Raw genomic sequence first — 19,359 nt, 5'->3', positions numbered from 1 at the left:
TTCTTCCTGTAGACTAAGGCTATAAGTGTTCAAAAGGAAGAGTTGTATTTACGACAAGGAGGATGACATTATGAAACGAAGGTTCACCAGCCAGGTACTCGGAGGCCTGCTCCTCGTAGGTCTTGGAGGAATGTTCCTGCTCCGGCAGATGGGCTATACGGATTTCAGTCTGGGTTCACTGATCTCCACCTATTGGCCGGTTATTCTGATCGTGATGGGCGTACAACGGTTTTTGGCCCCGGATGAGGAGCGTTCAAGATTCTCTGCAACACTCGGCGGATTTATATATCTGGCGATCGGTGTATTTTTCCTGGGACGGAATTTAGACTGGTTCTACTATTCGGCAAGCGACTTCTTCAAAATGCTGATTCCGGTCATGCTGATCGGCGGCGGCTTATCCGTCATTTTCAGACCGCGGCCGGGCACTCCGCCTATACCTCCGGCACCGCCTTCACCGCCCGGCTATTACCCGCCTGGACCCGGTAAGAGTCCGCTGGATACAGCGCCGCCCGCTCCGCTCGAATCTACGCTCGATCAGCAGTTCGAGCAGAAATTCGGCAAGCCGGCAGGCAGCGTGGACCGGAACTGGAATGATTATCTGCATAAGAATGAGGAAGACGCAGACGGTAACCCGCTGCATGACTCGGCAGATACCCGCTGGCAGGAGAAGCAGGAGCGTCAGGAGCGCAGACGTCAGGAGCGTCAGGAACGGCATGCCCGCCGTCATGGCGAATGGCATGAGGAGTTCCAGGATTCCGGGAATGATAAGGATGCGACGAACCGCTCGGCTTTTATCGGTGATGTGCATATGGGCAAGGAGCATTTTCAACTGAAACGGACCAATATTTCCCAGTTTATCGGGGATACGGTGCTGGACCTGACCAATGCGCAGATTCCTTACGGCGAGACCAAGATTAATATCTCTGCTTTTGTCGGCGACATTAAGGTATACATTCCAGACGATATGGATCTCGGGGTGTCTGTGAATGGCAGCTCGTTCATCGGTGATATGCAGGTGCTTGAGCAGTCGCGCAGCGGGTTCATGAGCAATGTGCAGTGCAAGACGCCGTATTACAAGGAATCGGGCAAAAAGGTCCGTATCAACGTTAGCTGCTTCATCGGTGACGTTAAAGTTAAAACGGTGGGTTAAATGGGGATCTTCAGTAATACCAAGTGGATGCTGCTGGTGTATTTCCTGCTTAGCGGCGGGGTGAGCGCGGGGCTGATGTATGCGGGGACATGCCTGGGCTATATTCAGGTGGTGGATACCCGGATGTGGATCTACCTGTGTCTGGGCATTGTACTGTTCACAGTTATCATCGGTTACATCGCCGGTCAGCGGATTCAGCGGCGGATCGATCATCTGGATCTGAATATGCTGCAGGTGGCTAAGGGCAATATGTCGGTGAGGATGCCGGAGAGCGAGGACCAGTCTTTCGCACGTGTCTACCATGAGTTCAACATCATGATGGATACGGTCGAGAAGAAGATGAAGCGGCTTCAGCAGCTCGGAGAACAGGAAGTTATTGAGAAGGAAAAGGCAGCGGAGAGTGCGGTACTGGAAGAGCGCAGGCGTATGGCCCGGGATCTGCATGATACGGTGAGCCAGCAGCTGTTCGCTATTCACATGTCCGCCTCTTCGCTGCCTAAAGTGCTTGAACGCAGCGCAGAGCACGGGCAGACGGTGATGGATCAGCTGATCAGCATGTCCCAGATGGCACAGAAGCAGATGAGGGCGCTGATCGCACAGCTGCGTCCGGTGGAGCTGGAGGGGCGCAATCTGTTCGAGGCACTGGAGAAGTGGTTCCCGGATTACTGCCGCCAGAACGGGCTCAAAGGGGTGAAGGAGCTCGAGCTTCAGGGTGAGCTGTCCGAAGCGATTGAGCATCAGCTGTTCCTGATTATTCAGGAATCAATGGCGAATATCGTGAAGCATGCCGGTGCACGGGTGGTCAGTCTGTCCCTGCGGGAGGTGCCGCGCCAGGTGGTGCTGAGCATCAGCGATGACGGTCAGGGCTTCGAGCACGTGCAGCACAAGCAAGGCTCCTACGGGCTCACAACTATGCGTGAGCGTGCCGAGAAGCTCGGCGGTCAGGTCGAGATTATCAGCCGCAGGGGAGCGGGAACGACGATCCGCGTACATATTCCAAAGTTTGTCCAAGGCCGCGCGGAGACCGCTGCTGACGGGATTGAAGCCGATTCTGAAGAGGCTTGATGGGCTCAGCGGTGATGAAGCCGGGGCTGAATCATGCTTTACACAATGTTAGGGGGAGTACAGAATGAGTCTCGTAAAAGTACTGCTTGTAGATGATCACGATATGGTGAGGATGGGCCTCAAAACCTATCTGATGCTGGACCCGATGTTTGAAGTGATCGGAGAAGCAGCCAACGGTCATGAAGCGCTGGCGATGCTGCGCGAGCTGGGACAGGAATCGCTGCCGGATCTGGTGCTGATGGATCTGATGATGCCGGTGATGAACGGGGCTGAGACCACCCGCGCGGTCCTGGCCGAATTCCCCGGGCTCAAGATCGTCATCCTTACCAGCTTCCTGGAGGACGATCTGGTGGTCGATGCGATTGAAGCCGGGGCTGTCAGCTATGTGCTGAAGACCGTCTCGGCAGAAGAGCTGATCTATGCGCTGCAAGGCGCCTATCGCGGCATGCCGGTGATGACCGGCGATGTGTCGCAGGCGCTGACCCGCGGCATCCGCCAGCGCACGGTCCAGGGCGACACCTCCGGCTTGACCGAGCGGGAGAAGGAAGTGCTGCTGCTGATCGCCGAGGGCAAGACGAATAAGGATATCGGCGAGGAGCTGCATATCAGCATCAAGACCGTGAAGACCCATGTCAGCAACCTGCTGATGAAATGCGAACTGGATGACCGCACCCAGCTGGCGATCTACGCCCACCGCAAGGGCTGGGCGCAGGGGTAGCAGCTGCCGGTTTTTTGACTAAATCTAATGATCTATATAGATTGAACTAAAAATTTAAGTTAAAGGAAAAGTGGCGGAGGGGAATTTTGGAACTGGAGGAGCGGTAGCGACCGCCTTTGTCTACGGATTTCAACCGTTAAAAACGGTATAAAATCATGAAATCTGTAGACAACAGCGGCCGGAAGTCCAAAACTTCTCTGGAGTCACGGCTAATTCCAAAACATAAAAACATTAGTTCAATTTATATAGTGAACCGATAAGGAGGCTATCCGAATAGCAAACGCCAATCTGATGAAGGAAATTAACCTGAATAATGTGCGCCAGGTGATGAAACGGATGGAGACGGCTACAAAACCCCAGCTAGCTGCACTGACCAAGCTAAGCGTAGTAACTGTGAACTCATTAGTTAAGGAGCTGTCCGAGTTAGGGGAGTTGTTTGAAGACTTGGTGGTGCCTTCCAACGGGGGCAGACCCGCACAGACCTATCGCTTTAATTACGATTTCAGTCTCGCGTTGGTGATGTACGTGACAGAAAAAGCGGGAAAAGTACTGATCTCCGCCGCAGTTATCAATTTGAAGGACGATATTCTGATGAAGGATGAGCATATCATCCCGGTTTTCGAAAGAGATTTTTGCTATACAATTATTGAACATGCCCTGAACCGGTATCCTTCCATCAAGGTCATTGGCATAGGTATTCCGGGACAGGCGGTAAACGGTGAAATTAAGGTTAGCAGTCTCCGGGAGCTGACGGGCACCCGGTTAATAGAAGAGATTGAAACCCGGTTTGGGCTGCCTATTCTGGTGGAGAATGATGTGAATGCCGCGATCAGCGGATATTGCATGAAGCATAGCGAAGGCGAAGAGCAATATTTACTGGGTCTCTACTTTCCGAACGGTTACCCGCCGGGTATGGGGATATACCTGCACGGCAGCCTTCTAAAAGGAAATCAGGGGATGTCAGGAGAGGTAAAGTTCCTTCCTGATATGCCTGAGTGGAGCCTGGAGATCCCCCGGGACACATTCATAGCTGCAACCTGCAGGATCTTACAGACGGTGAATGCTGTGCTGGCCCCGGATAGAATTGTCATCTATCAGGACAGAGTGGAGGATGCCGTCTGGACATCGGCCTGGACAGCCTATCAGCTTCAGCACCCCATGCCTGTTTATCCGGAAGTCATCTTACAGCATACCTTTCAGGAAGATTTCGAGCACGGTCTGCGCAGGCTGACCCTGAAGGAGTTAGAGCCGGAGCCCGTTTAGACCTAACGTACTAAGAACCCTTGTTAACTATACAGGGGTTTTTTTGTTGTTTTTGAATCATTCAATCCACTCCTTGACAAAAAATAAGAGAGAGAACATACTTAGTATATATACTTTATAAAGTTTATTTATTAAGTGGTTTTAGGAGGAGAATCATTGTCTACGTATTTTTTGATTATTATTTATCTGGCTTTTATTAGTCTGGGACTTCCCGATTCTTTACTTGGCTCTGCGTGGCCTGTGATCTGGCCAGAGATGGGTTCATCGCTGGGGTCGGCGGGAATCATCTCGATGATTATTGCCGGAGGGACCATCGTGTCCAGTCTGTTCAGCAACACAATCGTGAAGCGCCTGGGGACAGGACGAATTACCTTTGTCAGTTGCCTCTTAACCGCCGCCTCATTGTTCGGATTCTCCGTGTCTCCATCTGTGTTGTGGTTCATTGTAATGGCCGTTCCGCTGGGTCTTGGGGCAGGTGCAGTGGACGCGGCACTGAATCATTATGTGGCTGAACATTACAAGGCTCATCATATGAGCTGGCTGCACTGCTTCTGGGGCGTAGGCGCGACCCTGGGACCCATGATTATGGCAGTCAATCTCGTACACGCCCAGTCCTGGAGAGGGGGATATGCGGTTGTGGCCATCATTCAGTTCGGATTCGCAATGCTTCTGTTAGTGACACTTCCGTTATGGAAAAAGGTTGCTGCCACGCGCGAGCCTCAGCTTCCCGCAGCGCTTAGCAGCACTCTTCCAGAGGAAACGGCAGTGAACCTTAAGCCGCAGGCGAACACCCTCCGCTTGCAGGGCGTTAAGCCTACTCTGTTGACGTTCTTGTTGTACTGCGGGATAGAAGCAATGGTTGGACTGTGGGGCGCCAGTTATCTGGTAGGCGCAAGGGGAGTTGCGCCAGATACAGCAGCGGCCTGGATCTCCGTATACTATGCGGGCATTACAGTTGGCAGGCTGATTACCGGCTTCATCACTTTAAAAGTCCATAACCGCCTGCTTATCCGTTACGGTCAATTGGTGACCATTATAGGCGGAGCTATTCTTGTAATCCCGCTCCATCCGGCCCTCTCGCTTGCAGGCCTGATATTGATTGGTCTTGGCCTCGCACCGGTTTATCCGGGTCTCCTGCATGAGACGCCGGTCCGGTTCGGCAAGGAGAATGCAGCCCGCTTAATCGGGTATCAGATGGCGGTAGCCTATACGGGGACAACGTTAATTCCGCCGTTATTCGGACTTTTATCCGTGCGCACCAGCATTGCCGTTTTCCCCTTTGCTGTACTTACGTTACTGATCTTCATGTTCGGCAGTACAGAGCGTGTGAACCGGCTATTGGGCCAATCCACTTTAGGGAGGGAATAAACGGATGGCTTATATTCTTATATGCGCAATCATCTGGCTGGCCGCCTACTTTCATATGGCCGCATTCAAAGAACCTATGGAGGTGAAGCCTATCCGTAGTGTAGAAGATCTGTTTGATTAATCAACGATCCATCATCGTCTTGGTATCTTTTATCTCCGCTTAAATTGTTTTTAATGTGACCTTAAGGTTTACAGTACAAAATAAGGACATCAAAACAAATAACACTTTGCCTGACACGGCAAGGCGCGGGAGGAAAGTAAACATGGACGATAACAAAAACAACTTCAATCGTGAGAACAACTACAATCGTGATCATGAACCGGGACCGGATCGTGAATGGGACAATAATCATAATGATACTGATAACAGCACTAATTCAACCGCAGAAGGCGGCTCCTACTACTATTCTTACGGACCTTTCAAATCGCTGAACAATGATGAGATGAACGGCAATGACCCGCAGCATTATAACCGCCGCGATCCTGAGCGGGTAGAGGTTACACCGCCACAGCCGGTGAAGTCCTTACCGTATAACACATCGCTTCGCACTACCGGCAATGACGGGAACGGCGGACGCGGCGGCAATCCTCCTGAGGGGGGCAACGGCTGGCAGTACAACCGTAAGCCGAAGAAGCCGGTGAAGGCGGTACTGGTATCTTTTCTCGCCGGAATGGTAGTCTTATCAGGCTCCATGTTCATGGCAGACCGGGGGAACTGGTTCACCGGAGGCCAGGAGGCAGCCACAGTTGCAACGAATCCGGCAGGGAAGACGGCAAGCGGCAATGCTAATATTACACCTTCCACTTCCGCAGCGGCGCTGGTCACCGGCTCGGGAGATGTATCCGGCGTAGTTGAAGGGGTAGGGCCGGCAGTCGTCAAGATTGAGACGCTGGTGAAATCGAACAACTCGCGGAATAGAAGCAGCAGCCCGAATATGAGCGATCCATTCTCACAGTTCTTCTTCGGTGATCAATTCGGCGGCGGAGGTTCCGGTTCGAATAATTCGGAATCCCAGCCGGGCTCGAATAATTCTTCTCCGCAGCTTACACCTTACGGTATTGGTACAGGCTTCATCTATGATTCGAACGGTTATATACTGACCAACCAGCACGTGGTAGATGGTGCCGATGTCATTCAGGTTACCGTAGACGGCACCTCCAAGACTTATGAAGCGAAGCTGCTGGGCTCCAGCAAGGATCTGGATCTCGCCGTACTGAAGATTGAAGGCTCGGACTTCCCGTCTGTGGCGCTTGGCGATTCCGATAGCATTAAGGTCGGCTCAGAGGTTGTGGCGATCGGGAACCCGCAGGGCTTCGACCATACAGTGACAACCGGGGTGCTCAGTGCCAGAGGCCGCAGTATTGATATTGCCGAAGAAGACGGTAGTGGTACAAAAACCTACAAAAATCTGCTGCAAACCGACGCCTCGATCAACCCGGGGAACTCCGGCGGACCGCTGCTCAACATGAATGGCCAGGTCATCGGTATGAACGTTGCAGTAAGCAGAGATGCCCAAGGGATCGGTTTTGCGATTCCGGTAAATACCATTAAAGGCGTGGTAGATAAGCTTGAAGCCAATCAGGAAATTCCTAAGGAACCGGTGCCGTTCATTGGGGCTACTCTGATGACGATTACCGATGAAGTTGCCAAGCAAATGGGGACAACGATTAAAGAAGGCTCTGTAGTAGCTGAAATTGTCTTTAAATCTCCTGCTTATACAGCGGATCTGCGTCCTTACGATATCATTACAGGAATTGACGGAAAGAGCTATGCTACCAGCCAGGATCTGATCACTTACATCCAGACGCTTAAGGTAGGCGATAAGGCGACTCTGAATGTGGTCCGTGACGGCAAAAAGCTGGATCTGCCGGTAACGATCGGCAACAAGAATGATTTCGAGACCACGCAGACTCAGAAGCAATAAGCACATCATGCGGTGGGCGTTAGAGCGGAAGGGGCAACCCTTCCGTTCTGTGCTGTTCGTGTACGGATGCGGAGAGACTGGTGCATCTGATACAATAGAGATATATGAATGAGACAATGGGGGCTGCCGGATGCGACCGAATATACTGATAATTGATGATGATGAGAAAATAACCTCTATGCTCCGCCGCGGGCTGGCCTTTGAGGGCTATGATGTCAAGACGGCGTCCAACGGGGCTGACGGGCTGCGTGCCGTTCTGAACAGTGACCCAGATGTGGTCATTCTGGATGTTATGATGCCCCAGGTGGACGGGTTCGAGGTCTGCCGCCGTCTGCGGGAGGGCGGGAGCAGCGTTCCTGTGCTGATGCTGACGGCAAAGGATGAAATCGAGCACCGGGTGAAGGGGCTGGACCTGGGCGCGGATGACTATCTGGTGAAGCCGTTTGCGCTGGAGGAGCTGCTTGCACGGGTACGGGCACTGCTCCGGCGCAAAAGCGAGCAGGGCGGTAGCCCGGATCAGGCCGTCACCTATGAGGATATTACGCTGGATGTGGATTCCCGGGAAGTGACCCGCGCCGGGCGGCGCCTGGAGCTGACGGCGAAGGAATTCGAGCTGCTTCATCTGTTCATGCAGAATCCGAAGCGGGTGCTCTCCCGCGATCTCATTATGGATAAGATCTGGGGATACGATTACAGCGGGGAATCGAATGTCCTGGAGGTATATATTGCAATGCTGCGTCAGAAGACGGAGGAGCATGGCGGCAAACGACTGATTCAGACGATCCGGGGAGCCGGTTACATCCTAAGAGGTGACTAATATGTCCATACGTTTGCGGCTTACTGCCTGGTATTCGGGAATTCTGGCTGTCATGCTGCTGGTTTTGTCCGGCGTGATCTATGCGTTCGTCTATATTAATACGTACGGCGATTTGAAAAACCGGCTCCAGAATCAATCGCATCAGGTAGAGCTGAAGGCGGGCCTGAGCCCGGACGGAAACCTGCAGCCTGTGCTTGGGGGACCAGCGGGTCAGAGCCTGTTCGCCCAAATGTACATCTATGATCTGGACCGGCTGATTCTAAGCCCAAATATGACCGAAATTAAACTGAAATTCCAGGTTCCCGCCAAGGAGGACCTGCATAACCAGGAGGGATTCCTGCAGGCCAGCTATGGCGGTAACCCCTTCCTGATCTATCAGCGGGCGGTTGATGTAACGCTCAACAACAGTCTGCCTGCGCCTGCTGTCCTTCAGGTCGCCGTCTATACGGGGGAACAGGTCACGCTGCTGAACCGGCTGAAGAATATTCTGCTGGCCGGCTCCTTCGCTACCCTGCTCGCAGCCTTCACCTTCGGCCTCTTCCTGGCCCGCAAGGCGATGAGTCCGATTGGCAAGGTCATTGAAGCTGCGAATGGAATACAGACGGGAACTGACCTTAGCTCGCGGATCGTATATGACGGTCCGCAGGATGAGATCGGACGGCTGATTGAGACGGTGAACAGTATGCTCGGGCGGATGGAAGGCTTCTATACGGGGCTGGAGGAGGCCTATGCCACGCAGCGCCGCTTCGTCTCGGATGCTTCGCATGAGCTGCGGACACCGCTTACAACCATCCGCGGGAATATTGATTTGCTGCAAAAGGTCTGGGAAATGAAGCCGGATGACAGCCGGATGTCTGAGGCGGATATCCGCCAGCTCTCAATTGAATCGGTGAAGGATATCGCCGATGAAGCGGCACGCATGAGCCGTCTGGTAGCGGATATGCTCTCCCTGGCCCGGGCGGATACCGGCCGGACCTTCGAGATCGAGCCGGTAGCGCTGGAGCCGATGATGACTGAGGTAGCCCGCCGGGCGTCCTTCCTGACGCGCGAAGCGGAGTGGTCTGTAGGTGAGATGGGCCATCTGAATGGTAAGTATATCCTGGGGAATAAGGATTACCTGCAGCAGATGATGTTTATTTTCATTGACAATGCGTTCAAATACACTCCGGCCGGTGAGGTAACGCTGGATGCCTTGCTGTATCAGAATCAGGTGGGAATCCGCATTGCTGATACGGGAATCGGGATGGACAAAGATGAGGTGCCGCATATCTTCGACCGCTTCTACCGTGCAGATGAATCCAGAGGAATTACGGAAGGCATCGGGCTAGGACTGTCCATTGCCAAATGGATTATTGAGGAGCACGGAGGCTCTGTTGAGGTGGTCACCCGTCAGGGGGAAGGGACGACCTTTGTGATCTGGCTGCCGCTTCTCTTTGCCCCGCCGCTGGAATAGGGTATAATTGAGTGGCTCCTATTACAGCAGTCATTGACAGCAGAAAGCGGTGAATTCATGGAAGTCATCAAAATCTCTCCCCGGGGTTATTGCTATGGCGTCGTCGATGCTATGGTGATGGCACGGCAGGCTGCGCAGAATCTGGATCTGCCCCGGCCGATTTATATACTGGGCATGATTGTGCACAACAGCCATGTCACGAACTCCTTCGAGGATGACGGAATTATTACGCTGGACGGGCATAACCGTCTGGATATTCTAGATAAAATAGATAAGGGAACAGTCATCTTCACAGCCCACGGCGTATCGCCTGAAGTACGTAAGGTGGCACGCGCCAAAGGCCTGACTACGGTGGATGCTACTTGCCCGGATGTGACGAAGACGCACGACCTGATCAAGGAGAAGGTTGATGAGGGCTGCGAGATTATCTATATTGGCAAGAAAGGCCACCCGGAGCCGGAAGGTGCGGTGGGAATTGCGCCGGAGCATGTCCATCTGATCGAGAAAGAAGAGGACATTGCCGGCCTCTCTATCCCTTCCTCACGGATTGTCATTACGAACCAGACCACAATGAGCCAGTGGGATATCAAGCATATTATGCGCAAGCTGCTGGAGACCTTCCCTGGTGCCGAAGTTCATAATGAGATTTGTATGGCTACGCAAGTGCGGCAGGAGGCTGTCGCTGAGCAGGCGGGCCAGTGCGAGCTGGTTATTGTGGTCGGTGATCCGCGCAGCAATAACTCCAACCGCTTGGCGCAGGTATCAGAGGAGATCGCGGGAGTTACAGCCTATCGCATCTCGGATGTATCCGAGATGAATACAGAATGGCTGAAGGGAATCACCAAGGTAGGTGTGACTTCCGGCGCTTCTACGCCGACGCCGATCACCAAGGAAGTCATTAATTATCTGGAGCAGTATGACGAAGCGAAGCCGGAGACCTGGGAGATCAAGCGCACAGTCAATATGGCGAAGCTTCTGCCTCCTGTGAAGAACAAGACTGCCAGCACCAGCTGACAGGTCTGCATAACAATAACGATGAACTCATAGCGGATAACCGGCAGTGCGGCCTGAGAGGGCTGTGCTGCTTTCTTCGTTTTTGCCACATAGAATTCACACGGAACGGGGAATAATGGTTGACTGAAAGGGGAATATGCGATAAAATTACTTTAGTGCTTAAAAGCGTACACGCGTCGTAGCGAAATAGTAAATCAGAGAATTAGCAGTGTGCCGGTCTATCCAACAACACTAATACGGGTCCAAAAGGGGAGCTATAATATGATCGTTATTACATCCAACCAAACACCTCAGGAACAGGTGAGTGAGATTATTGCCGTGATTGAGAAGGAAGGCTTGCAGGTCCATCTCTCTGTAGGGGCTGACCATACCGTAATCGGACTGGTAGGGGGCGTCACTCCGAAGCTAGCCGAGCATCTTCGCCAGATGAAGGGCGTGGAGAATGTAGTTAAGATTACCAAATCCTATAAGCTGGCGAGCCGCGACTTCCATCCGGAGGATACGGTTATCGATATCCGCGGAGTGAAGATCGGCGGGGAGAACTTGGTTATTATGGGCGGTCCGTGTGCCGTAGAATCTCCGGAGCAGATCGATGAGATTGCCCGGCTGGTCAAGGCTTCCGGCGGCCAGGTACTGCGCGGAGGTGCCTTCAAGCCGCGTACCGGACCTTACAGCTTCCAAGGGGTTGGCGTGGAAGGGCTGACAATGATGGCGGAAGCCGGCAAACGTCACGGCCTGCTGACCATTACTGAGGTCATGACGCCGGAATACGTGGATATTTGTGCTGAGCATGCGGATATTCTGCAGGTAGGTACACGCAACATGCAGAACTTTGACCTGCTGCGCAAGCTGGGGACCTGCGGCCGTCCTGTGCTGTTGAAGCGCGGGTTCAGTGCGACCTATGATGAGCTGCTGAACGCGGCAGAATACATTCTCGCGGGGGGCAACCGGGATGTCATGCTGTGCGAGCGCGGCATCCGTACCTTCGAGACTTACACGCGTAACACGCTGGATCTGTCGGCCATTCCTGTGTTGCAGAACCTCAGCCATCTGCCTGTAATCTCTGACCCGAGCCACGGCACCGGACGCCGCGAACTGGTAGCCCCTATGGCCAAGGCCTCGGTTGCTGCAGGCGCCAACGGTCTGATCATCGAGATGCATACCGACCCCGATAACTCCATGACCGGAGACGGCGTTCAGTCTCTGTTCCCTGAGCAATTCGACAGCCTGCTGCGGGATCTGGAGAAGCTGGCACCGCTGGTGGGCCGCAAGTTCTCTCCGTCTCTGGAGGCTGCGCCTGTAGTATGATTGTCAACGAATAATGACTATTGAACAGCTCTCTTCTCCCGCTTCAGGCTGGAGGATGAGAGCTGTTTTTGCTGCATATTGGACAAAGGTGACATGGAATCCGGATGAAATTGGTATTTTCACCAAAGCGTCAGAATATCTCACATTGTCGCAAGAAATACCTGACATAAGCATTGACGATGTTAGGTATGCGATTTATAATGACGACAGCAAAAAAATAAAAACAAGAACATTTGATACGATGAGCGGCCTAATGTTCGGAATCTGGGGAGGAATTAAGCATGTCGGTTGAAAAAGTATTGCAGACGATCAAGGAAAACAATATCGAGTGGGTGGATTTCCGGTTTGTAGATTTGGGTGGACGTGCTCACCATATCTCTTTGCCAGCATCCGCAGTTGAAGAAGAAACCTTTGTAAATGGAGTAGCATTCGATGGTTCTTCCATTACAGGCTTCCGGGGGATTGAAGAGTCGGATATGGTAATGATGCCTGATCCAAGCACCACTTACATTGACCCGTTCACTGCTCACCCGACACTGAACATTATGTGCGACATTTTCACGCCTGATGGCGAACGTTATGAGCGCGACCCGCGCGGTATCGCAGTGAAGGCTGAAGAATTCCTGCAATCCAGCGGTGTAGGTACAGCAGCATTCTTCGCACCTGAATCCGAGTTCTTCATCTTCGACGATGTCCGTTACGAGAGCGGAATGAACACTTCCTCCTTCTATGTGGATTCCGAAGAAGCAGCATGGAACACAGGCCGTAAGGAAGAAGGCGGCAACATGGCATTCAAGGTTGGCGTGAAGGGTGGATACGTGCCTGTAGCTCCAGTGGATTCCCAGCAGGATATCCGCAGTGAAATGTGCCGTTTGCTTGGTGAAGCGGGTCTCGAAATTGAGCGTCACCATCACGAAGTAGCAACAGCAGGCCAGGCGGAAATCAACTTCCGTTTCGATACCTTGAAGAAAACAGCTGATAATCTCCTCACTTACAAATACATTGTGCAGAACACTGCACGCCAATACGGCAAGGTAGCCACCTTCATGCCAAAACCGCTGTTCGGCGATAACGGTAGCGGAATGCACGTTCACCAATCGATCTTCAACGGCAGCGAGCCTTTGTTCTATGAAAAAGGTGCTTATGCCAACCTGAGTGAAATGGCGCTGCACTACATCGGCGGTATCCTGTATCATGCTCCTGCATTGATCGCGCTGACGAACCCAAGCACCAACTCGTTCAAGCGTCTGGTTCCTGGCTATGAAGCACCGGTCAACCTGGTCTATTCCAAGGGGAACCGTTCCGCTGCTGTCCGTATCCCGGTAGCTGCTGTGACACCTAAGGGCTGTCGTATCGAATTCCGTACACCGGACTCTACGGCTAACCCATACCTGGCCTTCTCCGCTATGCTGATGGCTGGTCTGGACGGAATTAAGAAGAAGATCAACCCTGAAGAAATGGGCTACGGTCCGCTGGACAAGAACATCTACGAATTGTCTGATGCAGACAAAGAGAAGATCCGCAGCGTTCCGGGTACCCTGGACGAAGCTCTGGATGCACTGGAGGCTGACTTCGAATTCCTGACAGAGGGCGGCGTATTCACCAAAGACTTCATCGATAACTATATCGCCCTGAAGCGTTCCGAAGCTCAAGCCGTTGCCATCCGCGTTCATCCGCATGAATACTCCCTGTACTTCGACGTATAAGCTTATAAGATAAGCTAGTGTAAAACTAGCTGGATAGAGAGGCCCCTGGAATCTTTTGATTCCGGGGGCTTTTTGTATTTATCGTGTAAACAAACTTCGGTGACAGCTGATCGTGCTGGAGGGTGAGGTGAATGGTGGAAGGTGAAAGGGATAAATCCCTCTGATTTAGAGGGGAGTTGGCAAATGAGTTAAATGAGGAGCACTAGTGCACCCGAATTCGGAGAATGTGTGCTAGTTGAGCAAATGTGGAACCCCGTTCGTACTTGTTACAAATAGCTTAATATTGTGGTTTCGTAAATTTTCGTTACTAAAATAGTATTAATGTAATGAAATTACAATTATATGTGATTATCTGAGCTTTAGAGTATTAATTTTGCACATTAATCTCTGCTCATAAGTCACAAATAACGCTTTACAAAGGAAAATAACGGTGTAATAATGAAACCGAAACCGATTTCGGAAAGCGGTACCGGGCTTTGCGATTATGTGGTCATACGCAATCAAGAATACGTCTGCTGTTAGGAAAAGGGAGGATGAATGTATTGAAGGAGCAATTAAAGGTGTCAAGATCGGGCTGGAGCTTCACCGGGAATAACGGGGACTTTCGACTGGAGCAGCCGGACCGGAGCAGCTTTTTATATTTTCCGCTGGTGAATGAAGGGGGCATGATGTCCTCGGTCAGTCCTAAGCTGCATGGTCAGGCCACTTCGGGCCATAATACCTTTCTGACACCGCCAATCTCCGTGGAGGATCTGCATAACTCCCGCGCCTCGCGCAATTTCTGGGTGTACATTGAAGGCAAGGGCGCCTGGTCGGCTGCCGGCAATTCTGCACGGCAGAATGCGGCGTTCTATGGCGAAGCAGCAGATGAATCCTTGCTGGAGGCAGGACTTCTGTGGCATCGGGTGACGCGGGAGAGTAAGGAGCTGGGGCTGAGAGCGGAGATCACAAGCTTCGTACCCTGCGGCAACGACAAGGTTGAGCTGATGAAGGTGGTACTTACAAACAGCGGTACAGAGGCGCTTACGCTGACATCTACAGCGGCTATTCCGTTGTATGCGCGTTCTGCGGATGATCTGCGCGATCACCGGCATGTCACCTCGCTGCTGAACCGGATCTATACTTCGGCGTATGGCGTAGAGGTGCAGCCTGCGCTGTCCTTCGACGAACGCGGCCACCGGGTGAATCATACTTCGTACGGGGTATTCGGGGCTGGTGAGGGCGGAGCGCTGCCAACCGGATTATTCCCGGTGCAGGAGGAATTCATCGGCGAGGGCGGAAGTCTGGACTGGCCGGAAGCGGTCGTGAACAATCTGGCGCCGCCGATTGGGGAAGATGGCGGAGTGCCTTGGGAAGGATATGAGGCGCTGGGTGGTTTGCGGTTCGCCGCAATCACTTTGGAGCCGGGTCAGAGTCATTCTTATGTCGTAGTCATGGCGATTGACAATGATAGAATCGATGTGCAGGCGCTGATGGCCAAATATGGCTCTGCTGCGGCTTTTGACGCGTTGCTTGATGAGAATAAACGCTTCTGGGCGGATAAAGTCAATACGGTAAAATTCCATACCGGAGATCACGCCGCCGACGAATGGATGAAATGGGTCACGCTGCAGCCGGTGCTGCGCAGGCTATACGGCAACTCGTTCCTGCCTTACCACGATTATGGCAGAGGGGGACGCGGCTGGCGCGATCTCTGGCAGGATTGCCTGGCTCTGTTGATTATGGAGCCTGCGGATGTGCGCAGCCTGCTGCTGAACAACTATGCCGGAGTTCGAATTGACGGCAGCAATGCGACGATCATCGGGCAGCAGCCGGGCGAATTCATTGCCGACCGCAACAATATTCCCCGGGTCTGGATGGACCATGGTGCGTGGCCGTTCCTGACTACCATGCTATACTTGGATCAGAGCGGGGATCTGGACTTCCTGCTGCAGGAGCAGACTTATTTCCGTGATACCTTCATGAACCGCTGTAAGGACCGCGACGCCTCCTGGGAGCCGGGGGCAGGAAGCAGTCTGCGGACAACTGCGGGCGAAGAATATACAGGTACTATTCTGGAGCATATCCTGCTGCAGAATCTGGTTCCTTTCTTCAATGTGGGTGAGCACAATAACATCCTGCTGGAAGGCGCAGACTGGAACGATGGCCTCGATATGGCTGCACAGCGGGGCGAAAGTGTTACATTCACAGCCTTCTATGCCAGCAACCTGCTCGATCTGTCCAAACTGCTGGTTACCCTGAAGGAACGGACTGGCGGAGATACGCTGGAGCTGGCCGAAGAGATGGTGCTGCTGCTTGACTCGCTCGGCCAAGCTGTCGATTATGAATCGGTGACGGCCAAGCATGAGCTGCTCAGCCGCTTCTATGCTGCTGCACCGAATAAGGTGAGCGGGGTAAGAGCCGTGCTGACGCTTGAAGAGGTTGCAGCAGATCTCTCCCGTAAGGCGGAATGGATCTTCGATCACCTGCGCCGCAATGAATGGGTAGAGAGCGGACACGGTGACGGCTGGTTCAACGGCTATTATAATAATGACGGTGAACGTGTAGAAGGGGAATGGGCGGAGAGCACACGGATGACGCTTACCGGTCAGGTCTTCCCGCTCCTCGGCCACGCTGCTGCTCCAGAGCAGATTCCTGCGATCATCTCTGCGGTAGAGCGCAATCTGTACGATGAGAAAATCGGCTACCGTCTGAACAGCAACTTCGGCGGCATTCAGCAGAATCTGGGCCGGGCATTCGGCTTCGCCTTCGGACACAAGGAGAACGGAGCCATGTTCAGCCACATGACCGTTATGTACGGCAATGCGCTGTATAAGCGCGGATACGTCAAAGAAGGCCGCAAGGTGCTGGATTCACTGTATAATCTGAGTGCGAACTTCGAGGTGAGCCGGATGTATCCCGGAATTCCGGAATATATCAATGAGCAGGGCAGAGGAATGTATACGTATCTGACAGGCTCGGCAAGCTGGCTTCTGCTGACGATGGTAACTGAGGTATTTGGCGTCAAAGGCAAGCTCGGCGACCTGCTGCTGCAGCCGAAGCTGGTGAATGAACAGTTTGACGGCGATAAGAGCGCCTCGATCAAGACTATCTTTGCCGGACGCGAGCTGAAAGTCGTCTATATGGCCTCTGGAAGCACGGAATACGGAGAGTATCAAATACACGCAGCCCGCTTGAACGGGGCTGAGGTAACGCTTCAGCGCGTCTCAGAGGGTGCTGTGATTCCACGCAGCCTGTTGACAGACCTGCCTGAAGGAGAAATTCATCTGCTGGAGGTAGAGCTGGCCTAAAGCCGGAGCTGCTGAATTCTATCGCCTGCTTTGCCGGTCCGCGCGGAGCAGGCGTTTTAATATCCAAATAACCCGTATAGAATGGGCTTGGAAATGCTATGATAGGATGTGCTGCGTCCAACCAGGACAGAAAGGAAAGAGATCAATGACACGTATACTATCCAATGGAGTACTGACCGTAGAGATTGCTGATGTGGGAGCCTATGGAGGCACCCGTTTTGACTGGACAGGATTTATTACAGGCGTGAAGCTGGACGAGGGCGGGCATACCTTTTGTGTTCCGGAAAGTCTGGTGCCTGGGCAGGGTACTGGAGGGATAGGCCTCTGCAATGAGTTTGGCATTTCCCGGGCAATTGGCTATGAAGATGCTGCTCCTGGGGAATGGTTCCCCAAGCCCGGCATCGGGCTGCTGCAGAAGCAAAGTGATGAGCCTTATTCATTCGTCGGGGAGTATCCGCTTAAGCCATTCCCGATCACTGAAGAGTGGAGCGAAGACTCGGTTACATACACTGTGCAGCCGCTGGAATGCCGGGGCTACAGCATGCGGCTGGTCAAGACATTGAAGCTTGAAGATAACCGGCTGGATATTTCCTACAGGATAGAGAATACAGGGACCGAAGCGCTGCGGATTGAAGAGTATATTCATAATTTTGTCGGCATTGATGGGGCGCTGGTAGGGACGGATTATGAGCTTAGGCTGCCGGGAACGCCCCAGATCGTAGCCCCGGAATCGGCGTATACGGAGAATTTGCTCAGCATAGACGGGAATAGCCTGACATGGGCCGGGGAACTGGACCGCCAATTCTATTGCAGACTCGAAGGCTGGGAGCAGGAGGCGGACTATTACTGGGAACTGATCCATAAGCCTACTGGGGCCTGCATCAGAGAGAGCGGAGATTTCGCTGCTGAGCGGATTGCGCTGTGGGGAGACAAGCATGTAATTTCACCCGAGGTTTTTGCAGACATCACTATTTTACCGCGTCACAGCAAGGGTTGGAGCCGCAGCTACCTGTTTTCAGCCTCCTGATTGCGGCCTAGCTTACCTCATATGTGAATAATTATACTTGCTGGTGTTTATCGTTATCTGCTATCATAGCGATATCCATATTCATAGGAGAGAAAGGGTGGGAGTTATTTTGAGCAAGAGAGCATACAATTTTAATGCCGGTCCGGCCGCATTGCCGCTGGCAGTATTGGAACGTGCACAGGCGGAGTTCGTTGAATTCCGGGAGAGCGGAATGTCCATTATGGAGATGTCGCACCGCGGGGCGATATACGAATCCGTGCATAATGAAGCTCAGGAACGCCTGCTTTCGCTCCTCGGCAATCCGCAGGGCTACAAGGTATTGTTCATTCAGGGCGGAGCAAGCACACAGTTCGCCATGGTTCCGATGAACCTTATCGCTGAAGGCCAGGTCGGCAGTTATGTCATGACAGGAAGCTGGGCGGACAAAGCCCTGAAGGAAGCCAAGCTGACAGGCGGCGGTCATGTAGCCGCATCCTCCGCAGATAAGAAATTCCTGGCTATTCCTGAGCTTAGCAGCATCAAGGCTGCGGACAATGCCGCTTACCTGCATATCACCTCGAATGAGACGATTGAAGGCACGCAGTATGCACAGTATCCTGATGCCGGTAACATTCCGCTGGTTGCCGATATGTCCAGTGATATTCTGAGCCGCGACTTCGATGTGAACCAATTCGGTCTGATCTATGCCGGTGCACAGAAGAATCTCGGACCGTCGGGCGTTACCGTAGTGATTGCCAAGGAAGAGCTGATCGCAAGTTCTCCGGCGAATATTCCGACGATTCTGCGGTATGATACTCATTACAAGAACAACTCTCTCTACAATACGCCGCCATCCTTCTCTGTATATATGGTTAACGAAGTGTTAAAATGGATTGAGGAACAGGGCGGGCTTGCCGGCACTGAAGCCAAGAACCGTGACAAAGCAGGTCTCCTGTATGATTATATCGATGGCAGCGACGGCTTCTACCGCGGAGTTGCGGAAGAAGGCAGCCGTTCCATCATGAATGTAACGTTCCGGATGCAATCGGAGGAGCTGGAGAAGCAGTTCATCAAAGCTTCCGAAGCGGAAGGCTTTGTCGGCCTCAAGGGACACCGCAGCGTAGGCGGCTTACGGGCTTCGATCTACAACGCAGTCCCACATGAGAGCGTTAAGGCGCTGGCTGATTTCATGAAGCATTTCCGGCAAACTCAAGGGTAATGAAAGAACGTTCCTGACCTTCCGCCTTGCAGCGGAAGGTTTCTTCTTGCCCGCAGC

At 52.8% G+C, this 19,359-nt stretch carries 15 protein-coding genes; all 15 read left to right on the top strand.

Going from position 1 to position 19,359, the window contains the following annotated elements; translation table 11 throughout:
* Nucleotides 1-70: 70 nt before the first annotated feature.
* The 15 genes from liaF to serC all read left to right on the top strand — a co-directional run bounded on the left by liaF (nucleotide 71) and on the right by serC (nucleotide 19,302).
* Nucleotides 71-1,150, top strand: a complete 1,080-nt coding sequence (gene liaF / locus MKY64_RS18045) for a cell wall-active antibiotics response protein LiaF (protein WP_340954817.1) — start codon at nucleotides 71-73, stop codon at nucleotides 1,148-1,150.
* Nucleotides 1,151-2,215, top strand: a complete 1,065-nt coding sequence (locus MKY64_RS18040; RefSeq protein ID WP_340954815.1) for a sensor histidine kinase — start codon at nucleotides 1,151-1,153, stop codon at nucleotides 2,213-2,215.
* A gap of 64 nt (nucleotides 2,216-2,279) precedes the next feature.
* Nucleotides 2,280-2,933: a response regulator gene (locus MKY64_RS18035; protein ID WP_036722382.1), complete on the top strand. Its 654-nt coding sequence runs from the start codon at nucleotides 2,280-2,282 to the stop codon at nucleotides 2,931-2,933.
* A gap of 267 nt (nucleotides 2,934-3,200) precedes the next feature.
* Nucleotides 3,201-4,196 (top strand): ROK family protein, encoded by a 996-nt coding sequence (locus tag MKY64_RS18030; RefSeq protein ID WP_340958114.1) that lies wholly within the window; start codon nucleotides 3,201-3,203, stop codon nucleotides 4,194-4,196.
* Nucleotides 4,197-4,352: 156 nt separating this feature from the next.
* On the top strand, nucleotides 4,353-5,564 hold the full coding sequence (locus tag MKY64_RS18025; protein WP_340954812.1) for an MFS transporter: 1,212 nt from the start codon (nucleotides 4,353-4,355) through the stop codon (nucleotides 5,562-5,564).
* A gap of 263 nt (nucleotides 5,565-5,827) precedes the next feature.
* Entirely contained in the window at nucleotides 5,828-7,489 is a 1,662-nt protein-coding gene (locus tag MKY64_RS18020; protein WP_339254985.1) for a S1C family serine protease, read from the top strand.
* A gap of 130 nt (nucleotides 7,490-7,619) precedes the next feature.
* Nucleotides 7,620-8,306 carry a response regulator transcription factor gene (locus MKY64_RS18015; RefSeq protein WP_036722376.1) on the top strand — a complete coding sequence of 229 codons (687 nt, stop codon included), beginning with the start codon at nucleotides 7,620-7,622 and terminating at the stop codon, nucleotides 8,304-8,306.
* A 1-nt stretch (nucleotide 8,307) separates the two neighbouring features.
* A complete protein-coding gene (locus MKY64_RS18010) occupies nucleotides 8,308-9,759 on the top strand; it encodes a sensor histidine kinase (protein ID WP_209872944.1) in 1,452 nt (483 codons plus the stop codon).
* 57 nt (nucleotides 9,760-9,816) lie between these two features.
* Complete coding sequence (locus MKY64_RS18005; RefSeq protein ID WP_036722368.1) at nucleotides 9,817-10,773, top strand: 4-hydroxy-3-methylbut-2-enyl diphosphate reductase; 957 nt, start codon at nucleotides 9,817-9,819, stop codon at nucleotides 10,771-10,773.
* 261 nt (nucleotides 10,774-11,034) lie between these two features.
* Nucleotides 11,035-12,081, top strand: coding sequence for a 3-deoxy-7-phosphoheptulonate synthase (gene aroF / locus MKY64_RS18000; RefSeq protein ID WP_339254986.1), 1,047 nt, complete (start codon nucleotides 11,035-11,037; stop codon nucleotides 12,079-12,081).
* Nucleotides 12,082-12,094: 13 nt separating this feature from the next.
* Entirely contained in the window at nucleotides 12,095-12,373 is a 279-nt protein-coding gene (locus tag MKY64_RS17995; protein ID WP_076079776.1) for a hypothetical protein, read from the top strand.
* Nucleotides 12,363-13,787 (top strand): type I glutamate--ammonia ligase, encoded by a 1,425-nt coding sequence (gene glnA, locus MKY64_RS17990; protein ID WP_036722362.1) that lies wholly within the window; start codon nucleotides 12,363-12,365, stop codon nucleotides 13,785-13,787. Before MKY64_RS17995 ends, glnA begins: the two co-directional genes overlap by 11 nt.
* Before the next feature lie 542 nt (nucleotides 13,788-14,329).
* A complete protein-coding gene (locus tag MKY64_RS17985; RefSeq protein ID WP_340954808.1) occupies nucleotides 14,330-17,077 on the top strand; it encodes a GH36-type glycosyl hydrolase domain-containing protein in 2,748 nt (915 codons plus the stop codon).
* A gap of 145 nt (nucleotides 17,078-17,222) precedes the next feature.
* Nucleotides 17,223-18,104: a hypothetical protein gene (locus tag MKY64_RS17980; protein ID WP_340954805.1), complete on the top strand. Its 882-nt coding sequence runs from the start codon at nucleotides 17,223-17,225 to the stop codon at nucleotides 18,102-18,104.
* Between the two features lie 106 nt (nucleotides 18,105-18,210).
* Nucleotides 18,211-19,302 carry a 3-phosphoserine/phosphohydroxythreonine transaminase gene (gene serC, locus MKY64_RS17975; protein WP_036722639.1) on the top strand — a complete coding sequence of 364 codons (1,092 nt, stop codon included), beginning with the start codon at nucleotides 18,211-18,213 and terminating at the stop codon, nucleotides 19,300-19,302.
* Nucleotides 19,303-19,359 lie beyond the last annotated feature (57 nt).

The organism is Paenibacillus sp. FSL R7-0210 (assembly GCF_038009085.1).
GTDB classification, from domain to species: Bacteria; Bacillota; Bacilli; order Paenibacillales; family Paenibacillaceae; genus Paenibacillus_AQ; species Paenibacillus_AQ silagei.
This window is presented reverse-complemented; position numbering and strand designations above follow the sequence as displayed.